Consider the following 18,282-nt stretch of genomic DNA (forward strand, 5'->3'; position numbering starts at 1 on the left):
GAGGGTGCATGCGCGCGCCCGATGCGCTAGAACGCCGGTAACAGCGGCGCATCGGCCGGACTTTTCCCCCGGTTCAAGCCGGCAAGCGACCCGCCTCGACCGTCTCAGGACCACCGGTCGAGCCACGACACGTTGACGAGTGCGATACGCATGACCCGCGACGACACCGATACCGTCCTGTCCCAGGAGGACGGGACGCGGGATGGCCGCCCGAACCTGGCCCCCGGCATCCGCACGCATCTCGGAGAGCATCTGCGCACCGTCTACGAGCGGATTGGCGAGGAGTCGCTGCCCTCCCGCTTCGCCGAGCTGATCGAGAAGCTGGAGGCCGCTCTGCGCGCTCGGGGCGAGGCGATCGAGCCGGAGTTCCGCAACGGCCTGCTCGCCGCGGTCCCGTCGCTCCGCGCCTTCGCGCTGTCGCTGACGTCGAACCCTGCCCGCTCCGACGACCTCGTCCAAGACACCCTGCTCAAGGGTTGGCAGCACCGCGCCCGGTTCCAGCCTGGGACCAACCTGAACGCGTGGCTGTTCACGATCCTGCGCAACATCTTTTACTCGGACCACCGCAAGCGGGTCCGCGAGGTCGAGGACCAGGACGGCTCCTACGCGGCCCGGCTCGCCACCGCCCCCCACCAGGGCGACCGGCTCGACGTCGAGGATCTGCAATCGGCACTGGCCAAGCTGCCGCCGGACCAGCGCGAGGCCCTGGTCCTGGTCGGTGCCGAGGGCGTGTCCTACGAGGAGGCCGCGGCGATCATGGGCTGCAAGGTCGGCACCGTGAAGAGCCGCGTCAGCCGCGCCCGCGGCCGGCTCGCGGAACTTCTGGGCTACGACGAGGAGGATCTCGGCTCCGACCGGTTCATCCAGTCGGCGATGCCCAAGGACGCGTGAGAGTTTAGCCGGCCGCGCCGCGGCGCGTCGCAAAAAAAGATGCATCCGATTCCGCGGATCGGGCGTTACCGGCCCGAGCTTCGCTGCGCCCGCGCGGCGAAACACCACGGAACGGAGCAATCCCGTATGACCTTCAAGACCCTTATCGCCGCCTCGGCCCTCGCCCTCTCCCTGCCGCTGGTGGCCCAGGCCCAGGGCACCATCCCGGGCGCCGAGCGCGGTGCGGCCGCGGGTGCCGATGCGGCCGGCCCGATCGGCGGCATCGTCGGCGGCGCGGTCGGTGCGGCCACCGGCACGGTGGGCGGTATCCTCGGCGTCGACATGGCCCCGCGCTTCCGCAGCTACGTCCGCGAGCGCAACGTCCGCTCCTACGATTATGATGGCCGCATCGCCGTCGGCACCACCCTGCCGGCCTCGGGCGTGACCTATTACGACGTGCCGAACGAGTACCGCGTGCAGCCGGGCTACCGCTACACCGTGGTGAATGACCGTCCGGTGCTGGTCGATCGCAGCCACCGCATCGTCGAGGTCATCGACTAAGCTCGGTCGAAGATCATCGTGGGGCCGGTCCAGCACCGGCCCTGCGCCCCCGGAGCCCGCTCCGGGGGCATTTCCACAGCCGCGGCCGTCGGCGCAACGCTTCATTCGTCCGGCCGTTGATAGGCCGTTCGACCCGTGAGGCGACCATGACCGACACTCCCACCGAACCGAATGCCACCCTGCCCGAGCCTGTGCGCGACCATCTCGGCCAGCAGCTGCGCGGAGTCCTGCCGGTGGAGGCCGACAAGCCCCGCTTCCTCGGCGACGATCCCGTGCCGGAGGCGTTCGAGCCGCAGATCCGCCGGCTCGAGACGCGGCTGAAGACCCACGAGGAAGGCACCGGCGCCGTCGGCCAGGCCCTCGATCAGATCCTCGATGCCCTCGGCGTCAAGCCGGAGGATGCCGACAAGCGCGCGGGCTGAGGCGTCAGACGCGCGGCTTCGTCGCCAGGATATCGCGGATCTCCGAGAGCAGCTTCACGTCGGCCGGCACTTCGTCGGGCTTCTTGACCTCCGCGTGCTGAAGCCGGTTCATCGCCCGGATGACCAGGAACAGCACGAAGGCGACGATCACGAAGTTCAGCAACAGGGTCAGGAACTGGCCGTAGCCGAGGACGGCGCCCTGCTTCTTCGCGTCCGCGTAGGGCAGTCCGGCCTGCACCTTCGACGACAGCGGCACGTAGTAGTTCGAGAAATCGAGCCCGCCCGTGACCGCGCCGATCACCGGCATGAAGATGTCCTGGACCGCCGAATTGACGATGGCTCCGAAGGCGGCGCCGATGATCACGCCGACCGCGAGATCGACCACGTTCCCGCGCAGCGCGAATTTCTTGAATTCCTCGAGCATCGCCGAATCCCCTCCGAACGCCGCCAAAGTAGGGGAGAATTCCGCGACCGCCAGCGGCTAGTCCGGCTTGACGGCTGCGGGCCGCGCCTCAGCGGCGATCTCGAGCTGCGCGTCCGCCCCGGCCGCGGACCGCTCCCCGGCCGGGGCTGACAGCGCCGCCTTGAGCCGGCGGCGATACTGCGCGGCGACCACCGGGATGGTCAGCAGGTAGCCGCCGCTCACCGCCACCAGCGCCTCGAACGGGTAGCTGATCAGGATGCCGAAGGCCGCCACGCCGAACAGGAAGATCGGCAGGACAAGGCTGCGGGGCACCCGCTTGCCCATGGTCTTGCCCGAATAGGTCGGGACCGTGGAGACCACCAGCAGGGCGATGCACAGCACGTAGATCAGGACGGCGGGGGCCGCCCAGGTCTCGATGCCGAAGCCGAGGAAGTGCAGGTAGAGCGGCAGCATCGCGGTGAGTGCGCCGGCCGGCGCCGGCATGCCGACAAAGAAGTCCTTCTTCCATTCCGGCCGGTTCGGGTCGTCCAGCATCGCGTTGAAGCGGGCGAGCCGTAACGCCATGGCGATGGCGAAGATCAGCGCCACGATCCAGCCGACCGATTTCAGGTGGAACAGCACGAAACCGTAGAGGATCAGGGCCGGGGCGCAGCCGAAATTCACGAAGTCGGCGAGCGAATCGAGCTCGGCCCCGAAGCGCGACGTGCCCTTGAGCAGCCGCGCCACCCGGCCGTCGATGCCGTCCAGCACGCCGGCCACCACCACGGCGATGACGGCGGGCTCGAACTTGCCCTCGAAGGCGAGCCGGATTGCGGTGAGCCCGAGGCAGAGCGCCATCAGGGTGATCATGTTGGGCGCGATCATCCGGAACGGCACCGGCTTGAACCGGCGCGGCCGCGGCTCGTTCGGATCGGGCGCGAAAGGCGGGAAGAGCTCGTCCATGGCCGCCTCAGATCCGCTTGAACAGCCGCTCCGGGCCGCCGCCGAGATCGGCCAGCACCGTCTCGCCGGCCACGGCCTTCTGGCCGAGCCCGACCAGCACGGTCGCGCCGGCCGGCAGGTACACGTCCACCCGCGAGCCGAAGCGGATCAGGCCGAACCGCTCGCCGACGCCGAGCACGTCGCCCGCCGAGACGAACCCGACGATCCGCCGGGCCACGAGGCCGGCGATCTGCACCACGCCGACCCGCTTCGGCTGGCCGCCATGGGTCGTCTCGATCACCATGCCGTTGCGCTCGTTGTCGTCGCTGGCCTTGTCGAGTTCAGCGTTGAGGAACAGGCCCGGCGTGTAGTGGATCTGGCCGATCCGGCCCGCCACGGGTACCCGGTTCACGTGACAGTCGAACACGTTCATGAACACCGAGACCCGCAGGGTCGGCACCTGCGGCAGGTCGAGTTCGGGCGGCGGCAGCACGGTGGCGATGAGGTTCACGCGCCCGTCGGCGGGCGAGACCACGAGCCCGTCCGCCACCGGGGTGACGCGCTCCGGATCGCGAAAGAAGTAGCAGACCCAGAGAGTCAGGATCAGGAAGATCCAGCCGAAGAACTGGGAGAAGTAGCCCGCCAGCACGGTCAGCACGATGCCGATCAGGATGAAGGGATAGCCCTCCTTGTGGATCGGCACGAGCGTCCGGCGGATCGTCTCGATCAGGTCGGTCATGGGTTCTCTGGACTCGAGAGGGCCGCGGGCGGGGACCACGGGCGGGCGGACGTGTCGGACGGGCGGATGGCAGTCCGCCGGGCCGCCGTCAACTTTCCAGGGGTCGCGGATCGCCGCGGGACGCTGCGCCCGCCCCCGCCGGGTGCCACTCCGTCGGGCATCGATTCGGACACGAGGACCTCCCCCATGCGTCATCGTCCCCGCGCGCCTTTGGCGCCGGGGGCATGGCCCGGGAGATCACGAGGGACGCGGGCGCCGCGGGAACCCTGTGTCGGCCAGTCAATGCGCGGGATCCGATCCCCGCGGCGCCCGCGGCATCGACCGGGCGTGATCCCCGGCCGGTGCCGTCTTTCTCGTCGCGGTGTCTTTCGACGCCCCGGACCTGCGCCTGCCTGCCAAGCGGTCTCAGGCGAGGCGCACGCACCTCCGGAACCCGCTATCAGCGCCGTGGCCTTCCAGCCGTCCCGCCTCGTCGTGGGCGGGTCCGCAGGTCGCTCAGGGTCAGCCCAGAAGCGGGTCGGCGCGGGGGCATTTCCGCACCCGCCGGGCAAAAGCGCCGCCCGGTCTCACGCCCGCCACCGAGACACGCCCCGTACCGGTTCGCCGCCCGGGGCGATGGCGGCTGAGAGCCACCGACGCGGGCACCGCCCTAACCCACGGACCCGCCCGGTCAGCCACCGGACGGGCCCCAAGACGGACGCCGCGGGATCGCTCCCGAAGCGCCGTGGGCAGGTGCGGCCAGGAAGCACAAAATAGGAACATTGTCAAGGCGCGGTCGGCGCGACACGCGCTGTGGCCCGCCACTTCCCGCCGTCATCCCGCGGCCGCGCCGCGTCTCCGAGATCCCGCACCGTCGTCGCCTCTGGATGGCGGGCTCGCCTGCCGCACTCCGGAATGACGGGGCGGAGGGACCGGACCGCCGGTCCGACTCCGGAAAACCCGGACTCCGTGCCCGATCACTCCGCGCGCCGGAGGCGGCTCGCAAAAAAGCCGTCGAGGCCGCCGCGGGCGCCGGGGATCTCCGGCAGGTGGCACGGCAGCGTGCGCAGGTCTCCGTTCCCGTTGATCAGCGCCTCGGCGCCGCCGACCTCTTCGGGCCGGACCGCCACCCGCGTGAACCGGGTGTCGCGGGCCAGGAAGGACCCGACCTGTGCCTCGCCCTCCTCCGGCTCCAGCGAGCAGGTGCAGTAGACGAGCAGCCCACCCGGCCGCACCAGCCCGGCCGCGTGATCGAGGAGCTTGGCCTGAAGCGCGGCGAGCCGCCCGATATCGGCCTCCACCTTGGTCCAGGCCACGTCGGGATGGCGCCGGATCGTCCCGGTGGCCGAGCACGGCGCGTCGAGCAGAACCGCGTCGTGGTCCTGCGGCGCCAGGGCGAGGGCGTCGGCGACCACGATTTCGACCGGGAAACCGAGCCGCGCGACGTTCTCGCGCAGGCGCTCCAGCCGCGGCGCGGATCGGTCGACGCCGGTGACCTGGGCGCCGGTGGCGGCGAGCTGCAGGGTCTTGCCGCCGGGCGCCGCGCAGAGGTCGAGTACGCGGGCGCCTGGCTGCGGCGCCAGGAGCCTGGCCGGCAGCGCCGCGGCGGCGTCCTGGACCCACCACGCACCCTCTTGGAATCCGGGGAGGTCAGGGATGGCCGGGCCGTTCTCCGGCAGCCGCAGGGAGCCGGTCGGCAGCGTCACGGCGCCGAGCCGCGCGGCCCAGTCCGCGGCGTCGCCCCGCGGCGTCAGGTCGATGGCCGCCCCCGCGAGATGGGCGCGGGCGATCGCCGCCGCGCGCTCTGGCCCGTAGGCCGCGATCCAGCGACGGGCGAGCCAGTCCGGCGTGTTGATCGCCAGGGCGTCGGCGTCGGCGGCCAGGATGGCGTCGCGCTCCCGGGCGACCCGGCGCAGCACCGCGTTGACGAGCCCGGCGAGATGGACCGTGCGGGAATCCGCCTTGGCGAGCCGCACGGCGAGGTCGACCGCGGCATGGTCGGGAACGGCGAGGTCGAGGATCTGGGCGGTCGCGGTGGCCAGCAGGGCCGTGAGCTGCGGCTTGGCCGCGGGAAGCCCGCGCTCCAGCCGCGCGGCCAGTGCGGCGCGGATCAGGCCGTAACGCCGGAAGGTCGCCACCGCGATGGCCCGCGCCAGACCGGCATCGGCCGGCGCCAGCGCCTCGGCGCGGATTGCCTGGGCGAGAACGTCGTCGAGAGCGGGGGGGCGCTCCTGGCCGATCAGGGCCGCGACCGCCTGCATCGCCGCCCGGCGCGCGCCCAGTCCCGCAATGTCCGGACCGGTGCCGCCCGGTGCCGCTGCGTTCCGCGTGTTGCGGCCTGTGTCCCGCGATGCCACTTCTGCTCCAGATCCAACGTCCTTCGGACCCACGCCCTCACACCCGAGCGAGCGCGATGCAAGAGCCGACCGCACAAGAGCCGACCGCACAAGAGCCGCACAGACAGGATCCGAACGGCCCGGAGGCCGGCGACGGCACGTTCCCGCCCCGCGCCCTCAGCCCGGCGGCGCAGCGCGCGCTCGCCGAGGCCGCGGAGCGCCGCGCGGCCATCGACGCCCGCGCCGCCGAGATCAGCGCCACGCCCGAACGCCTGGGGCGCGGCGGCCTGGAGCCGGTCCGCTACGACGACTGGGAGGTGAAGGGCCTCGCGGTCGACTTCTGAGGGGCTTGTCCGCGGGGCGCCCGGTCCCGGACGGCCCGATCCTCGCCCTCATCCGGAGGTGCCGCGAAGCGGCCTCGAAGGCGGGCTCCAGGGATCGCGCGGCCGGCCGGAGGCCTCCTTCGAGGCCTGCGCTGCGCTCCGGCGCCTCAGGATGGGGGTCAATGGAACGGGCCGCCGGCCGGGTTCTGCCGCGCCCCTATTCGGCCGGGACCGCCAGGGGCGTCCCGACCTCGGCCTCGGTCCGGGCCTCCGCGAGACCCGCCCCGAAGCGCCGGTACCAGAGCCCGGTCAGGATCGGCACCAGGATCGAGGTGACGATGATGCAGATCGTCACCAGCACGGTGGCGGTCTGCGCCGACGGGGCGAATTGCGGGGCGACGGCGGCGATCGCCAGCGGGTTGGCGGCGGCGGCCCCGGCGGTGGAGGAGGCCGCAAGCCCCGCCGTGCCGGTCCCGCCGCCGATCGCCCGGTCGGCCAGGATCAGCGGGATGCCGGTCAGGACGATCACCGCCAGCGCCAGCACGATGCCGAGCCCCGCAAGCGGCGAGAGCAGGTTGTTGAGATCGACCGTGTTCCCGAGTGCGAAGGCGAAGAACGGGATCATCAGCTGGCCGCCCGGCGCGAACAGGGCCCGGAGCTTGGGGTCGAGGTTGCCGAGGGCGAATCCAACCAGGAAGGGCAGCACCGCGCCCAGGAAGATCTGCGGCTCGAAATGCGCCGCCCCGGAGGCGCCGAGGATGATCATGCTCATCAGCGGGCCGGATTCGATCGATGTCAGGATGAAGGCGCCCGCCTCCTCGCGGCTGCCGTAGGTCTGCATCAGCGAGGCGTAGAGGCCGCCATTGGTCATATCCATGGCGCAGACGATCGCCAGGATCGACAGGCCGGCGAAGAAGCCGGTCTGGATCCCTTCGGGCGGGATGAACAGCGCGGCCACCAGCACGATCGCCCAGGCGGCGACGAGCTTGGTTGCCACCAGCGTGCCGGACTTGCGCAGAACCGTCCCGGTCGCCTTCAGGCTGACCGAGGCGCCCATGCAGAAGAACCAGACCGCCAGGATCGGGATCACGCCGGTCATGATCCCCTGCGTGAAGCCCTTGAAATAGGCCGGCGCCCCCGGCGCGAAGGTCCTGCACAGGGCCCCGAGCAGGAGCGGCACCAGCATCAGGCCGCCGGGAATCCTGTCGATCGCCGCCTTGATCTGCATGGCGCGTACCCTCCCGATCCGGGTCGTCCGCCGACGCGTCGGACCCGGGCGGGGTCGCGGGCGCCGTGCCGGCCCGCGCCTCTGTCGGGCGTCTCTCGGACCGGTGCGTCATCCTGTCGGGGCGCGGCACGGGCCGTCAAGCGGCACGCATGCGCGGGGCTTGCCGAACGCGTCGCGCTGTCGGGCGCGGAACGTCGAACGCCCGCGCCCGTTGGCGAGGTTCACCGGCGGAGGCGAGCATGGCGACGACGATATCGGCCCGGAGCGCGGTCGCGGGACCGCACGGCGAGATCAACCTCGCCCGCGGCGCGCGGCTCGGTATGCGGATGTGGCGGGCCGAGGAGCCCAACGCCGACAAGCCCATGACCACCGCGGCGCACGAGACGGTCGGCTACGTCATCAGCGGCCGGGCCGAGCTCGTCCTGGACGGCGAGACCGTGCCGCTCGCCCCGGGCGATTCCTACTGCGTGCCGGCCGGCGCCGCGCACACCTACCGGATCCTGGAGACCTTCACGGCCGTCGAGGCGACCGCGCCGCCGGCCGCGTGAGGCCCGCGGGCCTCAGTGGGTCATGTAGACCTGCGTGCCGACATCGACCCGCGCGTAGAGGTCGACCACGTCCTGGTTGTACATCCGGATGCAGCCATAGGACGCGTAGGTCCCCACCGAACTGGGCCGGTTGGTGCCGTGGATCGCGTACTCGCCGCCCGCGAGCGTCATCGCCGCCGCGCCCATGGGGTTGTGCGGCGAGCCGCCCGCGATGAGGTTCGGCAGGCGCGGGTTGTCGCGCTTCACCTCCGCCGGAGGGGACCAGGCCGGGGCGACGTATTTGCCGTCGATCGGCTTGGTGCCGAACCACTGCTTTCCGGGCCGGCCCACCGCCACGGGGTAGCGGATCGCCGTGCCGTCGCCGTTGACCAGATAGAGCTTGCGCTGCGACACGCTGATCACGACCGAGCCGGGCGCGACGCCGTTCTCGAAGGGCACGATTTCGCGCGCCTGCGCCGTCTGGAAACAACCGGCCAGCATCGCGCCGGCCAAACCGAATAGAGCCGCTACCCGACCCGACATTACCGCGATCCTCGACAAGCAAGAGTTGACGCGGGCAAGTAATCCCCGGCCCAGCTTACCGTTCCGAGAAAAGCTATGGTTGATGCGCCGTCATGGCTCGGTTCTGCGGGGCACGGTAAAAGAGCAACCACAATTGACGGTGTACGGGCCGTTGTCGGGCCTGCCGCGATGGCCGCTCAGCGCTCGTAGAGTTCGCTGCCGCGCCGGTCCTCCGGCTGCCAGCCGTGGCGCTCCAGCTCCGGGTCGAGGTGCTCCTCCACCGGGTAGCCGACGCAGAGATAGGCCACGAGCCGCCACGTTCCCGGGACGGCCAGGATCGCCGTGACCGCGTCGGGCTCCAGGATCGAGACCCAGCCGACGCCGAGGCCGCGAGCCCGGGCGGCGAGCCAGAAGCACTGAACCGCCCCCACCACCGAGTAGGCCAGGGTTTCCGGCATGCTGGCCCGCCCGAGGCCGAGGCCGGTCTCAGTGGCCGCGTCGCAGAAGGCCGCCAGATGCACCGGCGCTTCTCGCAGGCCGGCGAGCTTCAGCCCGCGATACTGCGCGGCGCGGGCCGCCTCGTAGCCCGCGGCCGCGGCGGCGTTGCAGCCGGCGAAATTCTCCGCGACCGCGCAGCGCCGCGCCGGATCCGCGACGCGCACGAACCGCCAGGGCCGGCTGTTGCCGACCGAGGGGGCCCGGTGGGCCGCCGCGAGGCAGGCGCGCAGGGCGGCCTCGTCGACCGGGTCCGTCCTGAAGCGGCGCACGTCGCGGCGCCACGCGAACAGCGTGTCGAGGTCGTGCAGGAAGGCGGCGTCGAAGGCGGGCGGGCCCATGATGCGGCTGGCATAGCCGCTTCTTCGGCCGAACGGGAAACAGAAAAAAGGCCGCCCGGAGGGGCGGCCTGAAGTCTTGGGTCTCGAAACCTCGGAGTGCCGGATCCTGGGATCCCGAACGGCGGCCGATGGCTGGGGAGCTGGGTGTCGGGCGCCGGCCGGGCAGAACCCGGCGAGGTTCGACATCTGTTGTCGCGCTGCAACGCGGCCTGCAAAAGGCGTGAATTGGGCCAAATCGTGTTTTTTGTCGCTTGGCCGTGTCTCGTGCGACACGGTGATGGTCACCCTTGCGGGCCGCTCCGGCGAAGCCCATCATCCGGCAAAGGGACGATGCGCGGGAGCGATGATGACCGAGAGGACGAGCGCCGGGCCGAGGCCCGACGAGGCGGTAGGCCATGTCATCCCCTTCCCTGCCCGCGCGGCCCCTCCGCAGATCGCCTTCAACCGGGACGAACTGCGCACGATCTTCAATCTCTACGGCCGGCAGGTCGCAGCGGGCGAATGGCGCGACTACGCCCTCGATTTCCGCCGCGACAAGGCGGTGTTCTCGATCTACCGCCGCGCCTCCGAGATGCCGCTCTACCGGATCGAGAAGGATCCGAAGCTCGCCCGCCGCCAGGGGGCCTACGCGGTCATCGCGGCGAGCGGCCAGATCCTGAAGCGCGGTTCGGAACTCGTCCGGGTGATCGCCGTGCTGGAGCCGGCGCCGAAGGCGGTCTGACCGCGCCCACGCGCGATGCCCTGTGTGACGCTCCATCCCGTCATCCCGAGGCGCCGCAGGCGCGCCCGGGATCCAGAGCCGCCGACGCGCCATCGCTCGGCACCGAAAGCGGTCTGGATTCCGGGCCCGCGCCGCGCAGCCCCGGAGTGATGGCCGCGAGGCGCTCGCTCAGGACAGGGACAGGCGCCGGACGGTCCCGGCGATCTCGGCCACCACCTCCGGCGCCAGCGGGCGGATCGGCCGCGGCGGCTCGGCGCGGCACAGGCCCATGAGTTCGGCCAGGGCGTAGACCACCCGAAGGCTGGAATAAGTCCGGAACAGCGTCCAGAGGGGCTCCAGCTCCGCGTTGAGGGCGCGGGCCCGCTCCGTCTCGCCCGCCACGACGGCCCGGACGATCGCCAGGCAGGTCCGCGGAAACAAGCCGCCCGCAACGCTGAACCACGCCGCGCCGCCGGCGATCAGCGACTCGGTCACGTTCCAATCGCCGCTGAAGCCGATCGGGAACCCCGCCGGAACGGCCGCGCGCAGGGCCGCCACACCCGAGCCGGCGGCCGCCGGCTCCGGCGCGGCGCATTTGGCCGCCACGATCCCGGGATGGCAGGCGATCCGGCCGATCAGCGCCGGCGTGAAGCGGAAATGCGTGGTCGCGGGGTTGTCGTAGAGGACGAGCGGCAAGCTGCCCTCCTCCGCCACCGCCGCGAAATGCGCCTCGACCTCGGCCTCGGTGAGCGGCGTGTAGGAGACGGGGGCGAGCAGCCCGGCATCCGCGCCGGCCGCCCGCGCGTCCTGCGCTAGGCGGACGGCGTCGTCGGTTCGCAGGGCGCCGATCCCGACGAGGAGCGGCACCCGCCCGCCCACGGCCTCGGCGGCGATCGCGACCGCCCGGCGCCGCTCGTCCCGGCTCAGATACGCGTAGGTTCCGGTGCTGCCGAGCAGGCCGATCGAATCGACGCCGGCGGCCGCGAGCGGCTCCAGCAACCGGCGCAGACCATCGGAATCGACCCGGCCGTCGGCGTCGCTCGGGGTGATCGGGAAGGCGGAGAGACCGGAAATCGCGGGCATGGTCGCAGCCTAGCGAATCCGGCTGCCGCGGCCAGGCAAAAAAACCCCGGCGGTTTCCCGCCGGGGTCTCCTCGGTCCCGGTTTTCAGGCTGGCTTAGCGGCGGTCGCCGATCAGGCTCAGCAGGAACTGGAACATGTTGATGAAGTCGAGATAGAGCGTCAGGGCGCCGTTCACCGACATCTTGGCCGCCATCTCGCCGTCGAAGCCGCCGTAGAGATACATCTCCTTGAGCTTCTGCGTGTCGTAGGCGGTCAGCCCCGCGAAGATCAGCACGCCCAGCACCGAGATGGCGAACTGGAGGGCCGACGAGGCGAAGAAGATGTTCACCAGCGACGCGAGGATGATGCCGATCAGGCCCATCATCAGGAACGAGCCCATGCCCGAGAGGCTGCGCCGGGTGGTGTAGCCCCAGAGGCTGAGCGAGCCGAAGGCCGCCGCCGTGATGAAGAACACCTGCACCACGCTGCCCCCGGTGAACACCAGGAGAAGCGAGGACATCGACGCGCCCATCACCGCCGCGAAGGCCCAGAACATCGTCCGCGCGGAGGAGGCCGACATCCGGTCCATCCGCATGGAGAAGACGAAGATGAACGCCAGCGGGGCGAGCATCAGGACCCACTTGAGCGGGCTGAGATAGAGGGTCTGACCGAAGGGGGTCAGGATCGGGCGGGTGCCCTGATAGGCCGCCACGGAGGCCATGTTCAGGCCGAGCGCGACGAGACCGGAGATGCCGAGCCCGACGACCATGTTGTTGTAGACGCCGAGCATGAAGGTGCGCAGACCCTGGTCGACTTCGACCTGGGTGCCGGCGTAGCCGGTCGGCTGCTGGGCGCCGTACCGGAAGGGGCTATTCTCGAATGCCATGGGAGTTTCCTTGCGGAGGCTCTCTCAGCGTGGTGTTCGGGCGAGGCCCACGCAGGACCTCTGGCGCCAGGCTGGCGCCTCGGTCAGGAATATGTTGCGCCTTCCGCTCCGACACAAGTCCCCGGCCACGGTTGCCGCGCAGGTTTTGCATGTCCGGAGGATGTATTTTTGTCCATCCGGGCAGGGATTAAAATGCATTCCGCGCCGGGGGCGGGCCGTTCGACTGACGGTTGCCGGGATGCAGCCGCTTCGATGACCGCGCGCGAAGTCTTAACAGCTTCCTTATGCCCCGCACGAACGCGCACCCGCCGCTTTTTCCCAGGCCGGCCCGGTCATGAGCGGCGGGCTCGTGCTTGTGCGAGGTGGGAAAAATCCTCTGACATCGGGCGTCCGGCCCATGGGATCCCGGCCTTCCGCGACGGGGCGCGGCGGCTGAGCTGCGGCTGGCCGCTCAGTGGATGGTTCCACGCATCGCCCTGTGGGCGAGCGCGCGGCCCAGGCCCAGGAGCATCAGCTCGGCGGCGGCACGCACCTCCGCGGGCATGTCGTCGGTGATCGTCTCCTTGAGCGCGATCGCGAGGTCGGCCGCACGCTCCAGGGGATCGCCGCCCGCCAGAGGCTTGCCGAGCACGTAGCGATCGCCGCCGTCGCGGATCTCCGTGATGTCCATCAGGATGCCATGCGAGCGCAGCGGCTGGCCGTCTTGGTCCCGATGGGTCCGGCCGCGGCTCAGGAGCCAGCGCACGGCGCCGTCCGCCTTGAACACGCGGTACTCGGCCAGCACCAGACCGCCGGACCAGACGGCCCGCAGCATGTGGTCCATCAGCCACGTCATGTCGTCCGGATGCACCGCAGCCAGAGCCATCGGCCCGCTGATCGGACGGTCGGCGAGTTCAGGGTTGCCGGTCAGCAACCGGGCCGCGCCCGCATCGTAGACGACGACGCCACCGACATGATCCCACTCCCAGGCGCCGACAACGCAAGAGGCTTCGAGAGCCGCACGGAGACGGTCCACGTCCTCCGCGTAGCCATCGATGACGTTGATGCGCATGGCGGATGGTCCTCCCGGCTCGTCGAAAATTTGAATATCGTTCTCCGTACCGACATCGCGGAAGAATGACAAAGAGTTCACTTGCGAATAGCCGTGCAGGCACGCGCTCTTTGTCAGGGCTGGGGAATTATCCTCCGGATCGAGAGGTTCGACGAACCGACATCGATGAGAGCGCGCTCGAATCTCTGCGCAGGATTGAGCGGTTGACAGCTGACTCGTCATCTGCGCGCGAATTCAATAAGTTGGCGGCGTCCCTCAGATCTGCCGCAGATACGGGGCGGGCTTCTGCCCCAGGATCCGCCACGTGCCGACGAGGCCCAGCAGGATCGCCAGGGCCACCGCGGCCACGGCCGCGACCAGCGCGCCCGACAGGTCGAGGCGGAAGTCGAGGTGCATGACCTTGGCGACGATCACCCAGCCGGCGAGCGATCCGGCGATGAGGCCGAACAGGGCCGTGGCGAGGCCCAGGGCAGCGTATTCGAGGGCGTAGGCGGTGAGCAGCCGCGCGCGGCTCGCGCCCAGGACCTTGAGCACCACGGCGTCGTAGAGCCGCGCCCGGTGGCCGGCCGCGATGGCGCCGGCCAGGACGAACAGGCTCGCCAGCACCGCCACCGCGCTCGCCCCGCGAATCGCCATGACAAGGCGACCGACGAGGTCGCCGATCGCGTCCAGCGCGTCCTTGACGCGCACGGCGCTCACCGATGGGAAGGTCTTGGCGACATCCCGGAGGATGTGGTTCTCGGTGGCCGCGTCGGTGCCGCCGGGGAGCGTCAGCGTGGCGAGGTCGGAATGCGGCGCGCCCCGGAAGGTGCCGGGCGAGAACACCATCACGAAGTTGATGCCGAGGTTGCGCCACTCCACCCGGCGCAGGTTGAAGATCGTCGCGGTGAGGTCGCGGCCGAGGACGTTGACGGTGACTGTGTCGCCGAGCTTGAGGCCGAGCTGGCGGGCGAGGTCGGCCTCGAAGGAGACCAGCGGCTTCGCGCCCTGCTCGGGGCTCCACCACGCGCCCTCGGTGAGGCTGGAGCCGTCCGGAACCGTGTCGGCGTAGGTGATGCCCCGGTCGCCGTCGAGCACCCAGGCGGCATCCTCCGGTGGCCGGATCTTGCTCGCCGGCACGCCGTTCAGGGCGACGATCCGGCCGCGCATCATCGGCACGTCCTCGACCTTGCCGTTCGGGGCCGAGCGCGCCAGGAACTCGCGGAACTGGGCGGCGTCCCGCGAGGGAATATCCAGGAAGAAGAGATTCGGCGCCCGCGCCGGCAGGGTCGCGCTGATGGTGCGGCGGACATTGGCGTCGATCAGGCTCAGCGTCACGAGGAGCGTCACGCCGAGGCCGAGCGACAGGACGATGGCCGGCGTCAGCGCGCCGGGCCGGTGCAGGTTGGCGAGTGCCATCCGGGGCGCCGGCCAGCGCGGGTGCGGCAGGCGCCGGGCAAGCGCCATCAGGCCGAGCGCCACGAGATGCAGCAGGCCGAACGCGATGGCGGCGGCCGCGATGAAGATCAGCGCCACCCGCCGGTCGAAGGCGGTGGCCACCGACAGCCCGACCAGAGCCGCGAGGCTCAGGCCCAGCCAGATCCGGTAGCGCCAGCGCGGGCGCACCCGGGCCGGGTCGACCGTGTCGCGGAACAGGCCGGAGACGGGCACGTCGTGGGCGCGGCCGAGCGGCGTGATCGCGAACGCGAAGGCGGTGATCAGCCCGTAGGCAGCGGCGAGCGCGAGTTCCCCCGGGGCGAGCGTCGGGTTGAGCGGCAGCGGCAGGTCGGCGGAGAACAGGGCTTCGAGGAGGAAGGGCAGGCTCGCGCCGATCGCGAGGCCGATGAGGGTGCCCAGCCCGGCGATCAGCATCACCTGCGTCAGGTAGAGGGCGACCACCTGCGAGCCCGGCGCGCCGACGCTCTTGAGGGTCGCGATCGAGGGCCGCTTGCGCTCCACGAAGGCGTGGACGGCGTTGCCGACTCCGACGCCGCCGACGATCAGCGCGGTGAGCCCCACCAGGGTCAGGAACTGCGTGAAGCGCTCGATGCTCTTGGAAAAGCGCGGATCGGCATTGGTGCGCGAGCGGATCTCCCAGCCGGCCTCCGGAGTCGCGGCGCGGATCCGGGCCTGCGCCGCGTCGAGATCGGCATCCGGCGCGCCGGGCGGCAGGATGAGGCGGTAGCTCCAGCGGTTGAGGCTGCCGGGCTGAACGAGGCCGGTGGCCCGGAGCGTCGGCTCGGCGATCATCAGCCGGGGCCCGAAGCCGATGCCGCCGGCGATCTTGTCGGGCTCCGACACGATCGTGCCGCGGATCGCCACATCGTGCCCGGCGAGCGCGATCCGGTCGCCGACCTTGACGTCGAGGCGGGTGAGCAGGGCCGGGTCGGCGAGCGCCCCCGGCACCCCGTCCCGCTCCGCCAGCAGATCGGCGAGGCGGCCCGGCGGGTCGGTGTCGATCTCGCCCGCGGCCGGGTAGGTGGCCGGATCGACCGCCTTCAGCTCGACCAGGGCCGCATCGCCGCTCGGCGCCACCGCCATGGCCCGCAGGGAGGCGACGCTATCGAGCCGCCCTTCCCGCGCCAGGGCCTGCTTCTCCGCGTCGGTCGCCTCGCGGTTGATCAGGTTGTAGGCGAGGTCGCCCCCGAGGATCCGGCGGCCCTCGCGGCCGAGCCCGTCCGAGAGCGAGCGCGAGATCGAAGCCACCCCCGCGATGGCCATGACGCCCAGCGCGATGCAGGCGAGGAACACCGAGAAGCCGGTGAGGCCGGCGCGCAGCTCACGCCAAGCGAGGCGCAGGGTGAGCGGGATGCGCCGGGGCGCGGGGTCGGGGCGGGTGATCGTGCCGTGCATCAGGCGGTCACCGCCTCCTCGATCCGCCCCGAGCGCAGGCGCACGGTGCGGTCGCACAGGCGCGCGAGGCCGTTATCGTGGGTGACGAGGACCAGCGTGGCGCCGCGGTCGCGCTTCAGCCGGAACAGCAGGTCGACGATCTGGCGGCCGGTGGCCTCGTCGAGGTTGCCGGTGGGCTCGTCGGCCACCAGGATCGCCGGATCGGGGGCGACCGCGCGGGCGATGGCGACGCGCTGCTGCTCGCCGCCGGAGAGCTGCGCCGGGTAATGGTGCAGCCGGTGCCCGAGACCGACCGCCTCCAGCTCGGCGCGGGCCCGGTCCAGGGCGCCGGGCCGGTCGGCGAGTTCGAGCGGCAGGGCCACGTTCTCGAGGGCCGTCATGGTCGGTACGAGGTGGAAGGCCTGGAACACGATGCCGATCCGCCGGCCCCGGAACCGGGCGAGCGCGTCCTCGTCGAGGCGGACGAGGTCGGTCTCCTCGATGACGACGCCTCCGGAATCGGGCCGCTCCAGCCCGGCCATGACCATCAGCAGCGTCGACTTGCCGGAGCCCGAGGGGCCGACGAGGCCCACCGCCTCGCCGCGGCCGACGCTGAGCGAGATGCCGCGCAGGACGTGGACGCGGGCGGCGCCGCGTCCGAGGCTGAGATCGATGTTCGACAGCGCGATCGCGGGCTCGCGCAGCACCTTGCCTTGGCTCACCGGCGAGCCGATCTGTGGGCGATGACGAGCATGGCGCGCGAGGTCCTCGGTTGGCTGCGATCTTGGCTGTACGGGCCGCGGCTGCACCGCGATATGGGTTTTGCATTGGGGCCACGCCATGACGAAGGCGGTGTGTTCCGGCGCACGGCCCTGTTTGCCGCAGCGCTAGCGTTCCTGATGGTCCCTTTCATGACAGATGGGCAGGCCGCCTCGGGCGGCCCGATCAAGCTCGTCGCCCTCGGCGACAGCCTGACCGCCGGCTACCGCCTGCCGGCCGACGCGGCCTTGCCGTCCGTGCTTGAGCGCCTGCTCAAGGCCAAGGGCGCGGACGTGACGGTGGCCAATGCCGGCGTCTCCGGCGACACCGCCACCGGCGGCCTCGACCGGGTCGATTGGTCGGTGCCGGACGGGACCGCCGGCGTGATCCTCGAACTCGGCGCCAACGACATGCTGCGTGGCACCGACCCGAAGGTCACCGAGGGCGCGCTGTCGGCGATCATCGAGCGGCTCAAGGCGCGCGGCATCCCGATCCTGCTGGCCGGCATGCAGGCCGCCCCCAATCTCGGGCCGGACTACAAGGCCCGGTTCGACGCGATCTACCCGGCCCTCGCCGAGCGCTACGGCCTGACCCTCTACCCGTTCTTCCTCGACGGAATCATCGGCGACCGGGCGCAGCACCTCGATGACGGGATCCACCCCAACCGGCAGGGCGTCGAGACGATCGCGTCCCGCATGCTCCCGACGGTGGAGACCTTTGTGGGGGGCCTCCGGCAGAGGGCGTCGCGGTAGTGCCGCGCCTGTTCACCGGGCTCGCCGTGCCGCAAGCGGTCGCCGGCGCGCTCAGGGCCTGGCAGGGCGGCCTCCCGGGTGCCCGCTGGATCGAGCCCGGCGACTTCCACGTGACCCTGCGCTTCCTCGGCGACGTCGAGGCGCCCGTGGCCGACGACGTGGTCGAAGCCTTGTCCGAGATGCGGGCGCGCCCGGCCCTCACGGTGACGCTCGACGGCCTCGGCCTGTTCGGCGGCGACAAGCCGCGGGCGCTCTACGCGTCGGTGGTAGCGGCTCCGGCGCTGATGGATCTCCAGGCCGAGCAGGAGCGGCTCGTGCGCCGGGCCGGGTTGGAGCCGGAACGGCGAAAATTCACTCCGCACGTCACACTGGCCCGGCTGCGGCGCGACGCCACGCCGGAGGCGACGGCGATGTACCTGTCGCAGGCCCCGGTCTTCGTGCCGCTGTCGTTCGATGTCGGCCGGGTGACGTTGTTCTCGGCGCGGGAATCGACCGGTGGTGGGCCGTATGTGGCGGAGGCGGAATTTCCGTTTGCCTAAGCAGCCTGCTCCCATCCGCCCCCTTATCCTGAGG

Annotated in this window: 20 protein-coding genes; 8 read left to right on the forward strand and 12 right to left on the reverse strand. The window is 71.3% G+C overall.

Annotation, left to right across the window (positions count from 1 at the left end; all coding sequences use genetic code 11):
* Nucleotides 1-150 precede the first annotated feature (150 nt).
* The 3 genes from CIW48_RS09595 (at nt 151) to CIW48_RS09605 (ending at nt 1,853) form a co-directional block, all read left to right on the forward strand.
* A complete protein-coding gene (locus tag CIW48_RS09595; RefSeq protein ID WP_091783247.1) occupies nt 151-891 on the forward strand; it encodes a NepR family anti-sigma factor in 741 nt (246 codons plus the stop codon).
* Nucleotides 892-1,017: 126 nt separating this feature from the next.
* Nucleotides 1,018-1,431, forward strand: a complete 414-nt coding sequence (locus CIW48_RS09600; protein WP_149310594.1) for a DUF1236 domain-containing protein — start codon at nt 1,018-1,020, stop codon at nt 1,429-1,431.
* A 146-nt stretch (nt 1,432-1,577) separates the two neighbouring features.
* Nucleotides 1,578-1,853 carry a hypothetical protein gene (locus CIW48_RS09605; protein ID WP_149310595.1) on the forward strand — a complete coding sequence of 92 codons (276 nt, stop codon included), beginning with the start codon at nt 1,578-1,580 and terminating at the stop codon, nt 1,851-1,853.
* 4 nt (nt 1,854-1,857) lie between these two features.
* On the opposite strand, the gene mscL is transcribed toward CIW48_RS09605, so the two are convergent.
* The 4 genes from mscL to CIW48_RS09625 all read right to left on the reverse strand — a co-directional run bounded on the left by mscL (nt 1,858) and on the right by CIW48_RS09625 (nt 6,273).
* Nucleotides 1,858-2,277 (reverse strand): large conductance mechanosensitive channel protein MscL, encoded by a 420-nt coding sequence (gene mscL / locus CIW48_RS09610; RefSeq protein WP_149310596.1) that lies wholly within the window; start codon nt 2,275-2,277, stop codon nt 1,858-1,860.
* A 57-nt stretch (nt 2,278-2,334) separates the two neighbouring features.
* Entirely contained in the window at nt 2,335-3,219 is an 885-nt protein-coding gene (locus CIW48_RS09615) for a phosphatidylcholine/phosphatidylserine synthase (RefSeq protein WP_149310597.1), read from the reverse strand.
* A gap of 7 nt (nt 3,220-3,226) precedes the next feature.
* Nucleotides 3,227-3,937 carry a phosphatidylserine decarboxylase gene (locus tag CIW48_RS09620; RefSeq protein WP_149310598.1) on the reverse strand — a complete coding sequence of 237 codons (711 nt, stop codon included), beginning with the start codon at nt 3,935-3,937 and terminating at the stop codon, nt 3,227-3,229.
* 956 nt (nt 3,938-4,893) lie between these two features.
* Nucleotides 4,894-6,273, reverse strand: coding sequence for an RsmB/NOP family class I SAM-dependent RNA methyltransferase (locus CIW48_RS09625; protein ID WP_173009231.1), 1,380 nt, complete (start codon nt 6,271-6,273; stop codon nt 4,894-4,896).
* Between the two features lie 56 nt (nt 6,274-6,329).
* On the opposite strand from CIW48_RS09625, the gene CIW48_RS09630 reads away from it, so the two are divergent.
* Nucleotides 6,330-6,596, forward strand: coding sequence for a DUF1674 domain-containing protein (locus CIW48_RS09630; protein ID WP_149310599.1), 267 nt, complete (start codon nt 6,330-6,332; stop codon nt 6,594-6,596).
* 196 nt (nt 6,597-6,792) lie between these two features.
* Here CIW48_RS09630 and CIW48_RS09640 read toward each other — a convergent pair whose 3' ends face one another.
* On the reverse strand, nt 6,793-7,803 hold the full coding sequence (locus CIW48_RS09640) for a 2-keto-3-deoxygluconate permease (protein WP_149310600.1): 1,011 nt from the start codon (nt 7,801-7,803) through the stop codon (nt 6,793-6,795).
* A 239-nt stretch (nt 7,804-8,042) separates the two neighbouring features.
* On the opposite strand from CIW48_RS09640, the gene CIW48_RS09645 reads away from it, so the two are divergent.
* Nucleotides 8,043-8,351, forward strand: coding sequence for a cupin domain-containing protein (locus CIW48_RS09645; RefSeq protein WP_149310601.1), 309 nt, complete (start codon nt 8,043-8,045; stop codon nt 8,349-8,351).
* Between the two features lie 12 nt (nt 8,352-8,363).
* Here CIW48_RS09645 and CIW48_RS09650 read toward each other — a convergent pair whose 3' ends face one another.
* Nucleotides 8,364-8,873, reverse strand: a complete 510-nt coding sequence (locus tag CIW48_RS09650; RefSeq protein WP_091786363.1) for a L,D-transpeptidase — start codon at nt 8,871-8,873, stop codon at nt 8,364-8,366.
* Nucleotides 8,874-9,049: 176 nt separating this feature from the next.
* Nucleotides 9,050-9,688 carry a 5,6-dimethylbenzimidazole synthase gene (gene bluB, locus CIW48_RS09655; protein ID WP_173009232.1) on the reverse strand — a complete coding sequence of 213 codons (639 nt, stop codon included), beginning with the start codon at nt 9,686-9,688 and terminating at the stop codon, nt 9,050-9,052.
* 346 nt (nt 9,689-10,034) lie between these two features.
* Here bluB and CIW48_RS09660 point away from each other — a divergent pair, with 346 nt between their 5' ends.
* Nucleotides 10,035-10,409 carry a DUF2794 domain-containing protein gene (locus CIW48_RS09660; RefSeq protein ID WP_149310602.1) on the forward strand — a complete coding sequence of 125 codons (375 nt, stop codon included), beginning with the start codon at nt 10,035-10,037 and terminating at the stop codon, nt 10,407-10,409.
* Nucleotides 10,410-10,577: 168 nt separating this feature from the next.
* On the opposite strand, the gene CIW48_RS09665 is transcribed toward CIW48_RS09660, so the two are convergent.
* The 5 genes from CIW48_RS09665 to CIW48_RS09685 all read right to left on the reverse strand — a co-directional run bounded on the left by CIW48_RS09665 (nt 10,578) and on the right by CIW48_RS09685 (nt 16,902).
* Nucleotides 10,578-11,471, reverse strand: a complete 894-nt coding sequence (locus CIW48_RS09665) for a dihydrodipicolinate synthase family protein (RefSeq protein ID WP_149310603.1) — start codon at nt 11,469-11,471, stop codon at nt 10,578-10,580.
* A 94-nt stretch (nt 11,472-11,565) separates the two neighbouring features.
* Entirely contained in the window at nt 11,566-12,336 is a 771-nt protein-coding gene (locus tag CIW48_RS09670; protein WP_091786357.1) for a Bax inhibitor-1/YccA family protein, read from the reverse strand.
* Between the two features lie 451 nt (nt 12,337-12,787).
* Entirely contained in the window at nt 12,788-13,387 is a 600-nt protein-coding gene (locus tag CIW48_RS09675; RefSeq protein WP_149310604.1) for a PAS domain-containing protein, read from the reverse strand.
* A 255-nt stretch (nt 13,388-13,642) separates the two neighbouring features.
* Entirely contained in the window at nt 13,643-16,219 is a 2,577-nt protein-coding gene (locus CIW48_RS09680; protein WP_149310605.1) for an FtsX-like permease family protein, read from the reverse strand.
* On the reverse strand, nt 16,219-16,902 hold the full coding sequence (locus CIW48_RS09685) for an ABC transporter ATP-binding protein (RefSeq protein ID WP_149310662.1): 684 nt from the start codon (nt 16,900-16,902) through the stop codon (nt 16,219-16,221). Before CIW48_RS09685 ends, CIW48_RS09680 begins: the two co-directional genes overlap by 1 nt.
* A gap of 207 nt (nt 16,903-17,109) precedes the next feature.
* On the opposite strand from CIW48_RS09685, the gene CIW48_RS09690 reads away from it, so the two are divergent.
* Nucleotides 17,110-17,709: an arylesterase gene (locus CIW48_RS09690; protein WP_149310606.1), complete on the forward strand. Its 600-nt coding sequence runs from the start codon at nt 17,110-17,112 to the stop codon at nt 17,707-17,709.
* Complete coding sequence (gene thpR / locus CIW48_RS09695) at nt 17,709-18,248, forward strand: RNA 2',3'-cyclic phosphodiesterase (protein ID WP_149310607.1); 540 nt, start codon at nt 17,709-17,711, stop codon at nt 18,246-18,248. The genes CIW48_RS09690 and thpR overlap by 1 nt, the downstream gene beginning before the upstream one ends.
* The last annotated feature ends 34 nt before the right edge of the window (nt 18,249-18,282 follow it).

The organism is Methylobacterium sp. P1-11, assembly GCF_008329595.1.
Classification (GTDB): Bacteria; Pseudomonadota; Alphaproteobacteria; order Rhizobiales; family Beijerinckiaceae; genus Methylobacterium.

Excerpts from the sequence above, each read along its gene's own strand:
- CIW48_RS09595 (WP_091783247.1), top strand. The coding sequence starts at position 151 with ATGACCCGCGACGACACCGATACCGTCCTGTCCCAGGAGGACGGGACG.
- CIW48_RS09600 (WP_149310594.1), top strand. The coding sequence starts at position 1,018 with ATGACCTTCAAGACCCTTATCGCCGCCTCGGCCCTCGCCCTCTCCCTG.
- CIW48_RS09605 (WP_149310595.1), top strand. The coding sequence starts at position 1,578 with ATGACCGACACTCCCACCGAACCGAATGCCACCCTGCCCGAGCCTGTG.
- mscL (WP_149310596.1), bottom strand. The coding sequence starts at position 2,277 with ATGCTCGAGGAATTCAAGAAATTCGCGCTGCGCGGGAACGTGGTCGAT.
- CIW48_RS09615 (WP_149310597.1), bottom strand. The coding sequence starts at position 3,219 with ATGGACGAGCTCTTCCCGCCTTTCGCGCCCGATCCGAACGAGCCGCGG.
- CIW48_RS09620 (WP_149310598.1), bottom strand. The coding sequence starts at position 3,937 with ATGACCGACCTGATCGAGACGATCCGCCGGACGCTCGTGCCGATCCAC.
- CIW48_RS09630 (WP_149310599.1), top strand. The coding sequence starts at position 6,330 with ATGCAAGAGCCGACCGCACAAGAGCCGACCGCACAAGAGCCGCACAGA.
- CIW48_RS09640 (WP_149310600.1), bottom strand. The coding sequence starts at position 7,803 with ATGCAGATCAAGGCGGCGATCGACAGGATTCCCGGCGGCCTGATGCTG.
- CIW48_RS09645 (WP_149310601.1), top strand. The coding sequence starts at position 8,043 with ATGGCGACGACGATATCGGCCCGGAGCGCGGTCGCGGGACCGCACGGC.
- CIW48_RS09650 (WP_091786363.1), bottom strand. The coding sequence starts at position 8,873 with ATGTCGGGTCGGGTAGCGGCTCTATTCGGTTTGGCCGGCGCGATGCTG.
- bluB (WP_173009232.1), bottom strand. The coding sequence starts at position 9,688 with ATGGGCCCGCCCGCCTTCGACGCCGCCTTCCTGCACGACCTCGACACG.
- CIW48_RS09660 (WP_149310602.1), top strand. The coding sequence starts at position 10,035 with ATGACCGAGAGGACGAGCGCCGGGCCGAGGCCCGACGAGGCGGTAGGC.
- CIW48_RS09665 (WP_149310603.1), bottom strand. The coding sequence starts at position 11,471 with ATGCCCGCGATTTCCGGTCTCTCCGCCTTCCCGATCACCCCGAGCGAC.
- CIW48_RS09670 (WP_091786357.1), bottom strand. The coding sequence starts at position 12,336 with ATGGCATTCGAGAATAGCCCCTTCCGGTACGGCGCCCAGCAGCCGACC.
- CIW48_RS09675 (WP_149310604.1), bottom strand. The coding sequence starts at position 13,387 with ATGCGCATCAACGTCATCGATGGCTACGCGGAGGACGTGGACCGTCTC.
- CIW48_RS09680 (WP_149310605.1), bottom strand. The coding sequence starts at position 16,219 with ATGCACGGCACGATCACCCGCCCCGACCCCGCGCCCCGGCGCATCCCG.
- CIW48_RS09690 (WP_149310606.1), top strand. The coding sequence starts at position 17,110 with ATGACAGATGGGCAGGCCGCCTCGGGCGGCCCGATCAAGCTCGTCGCC.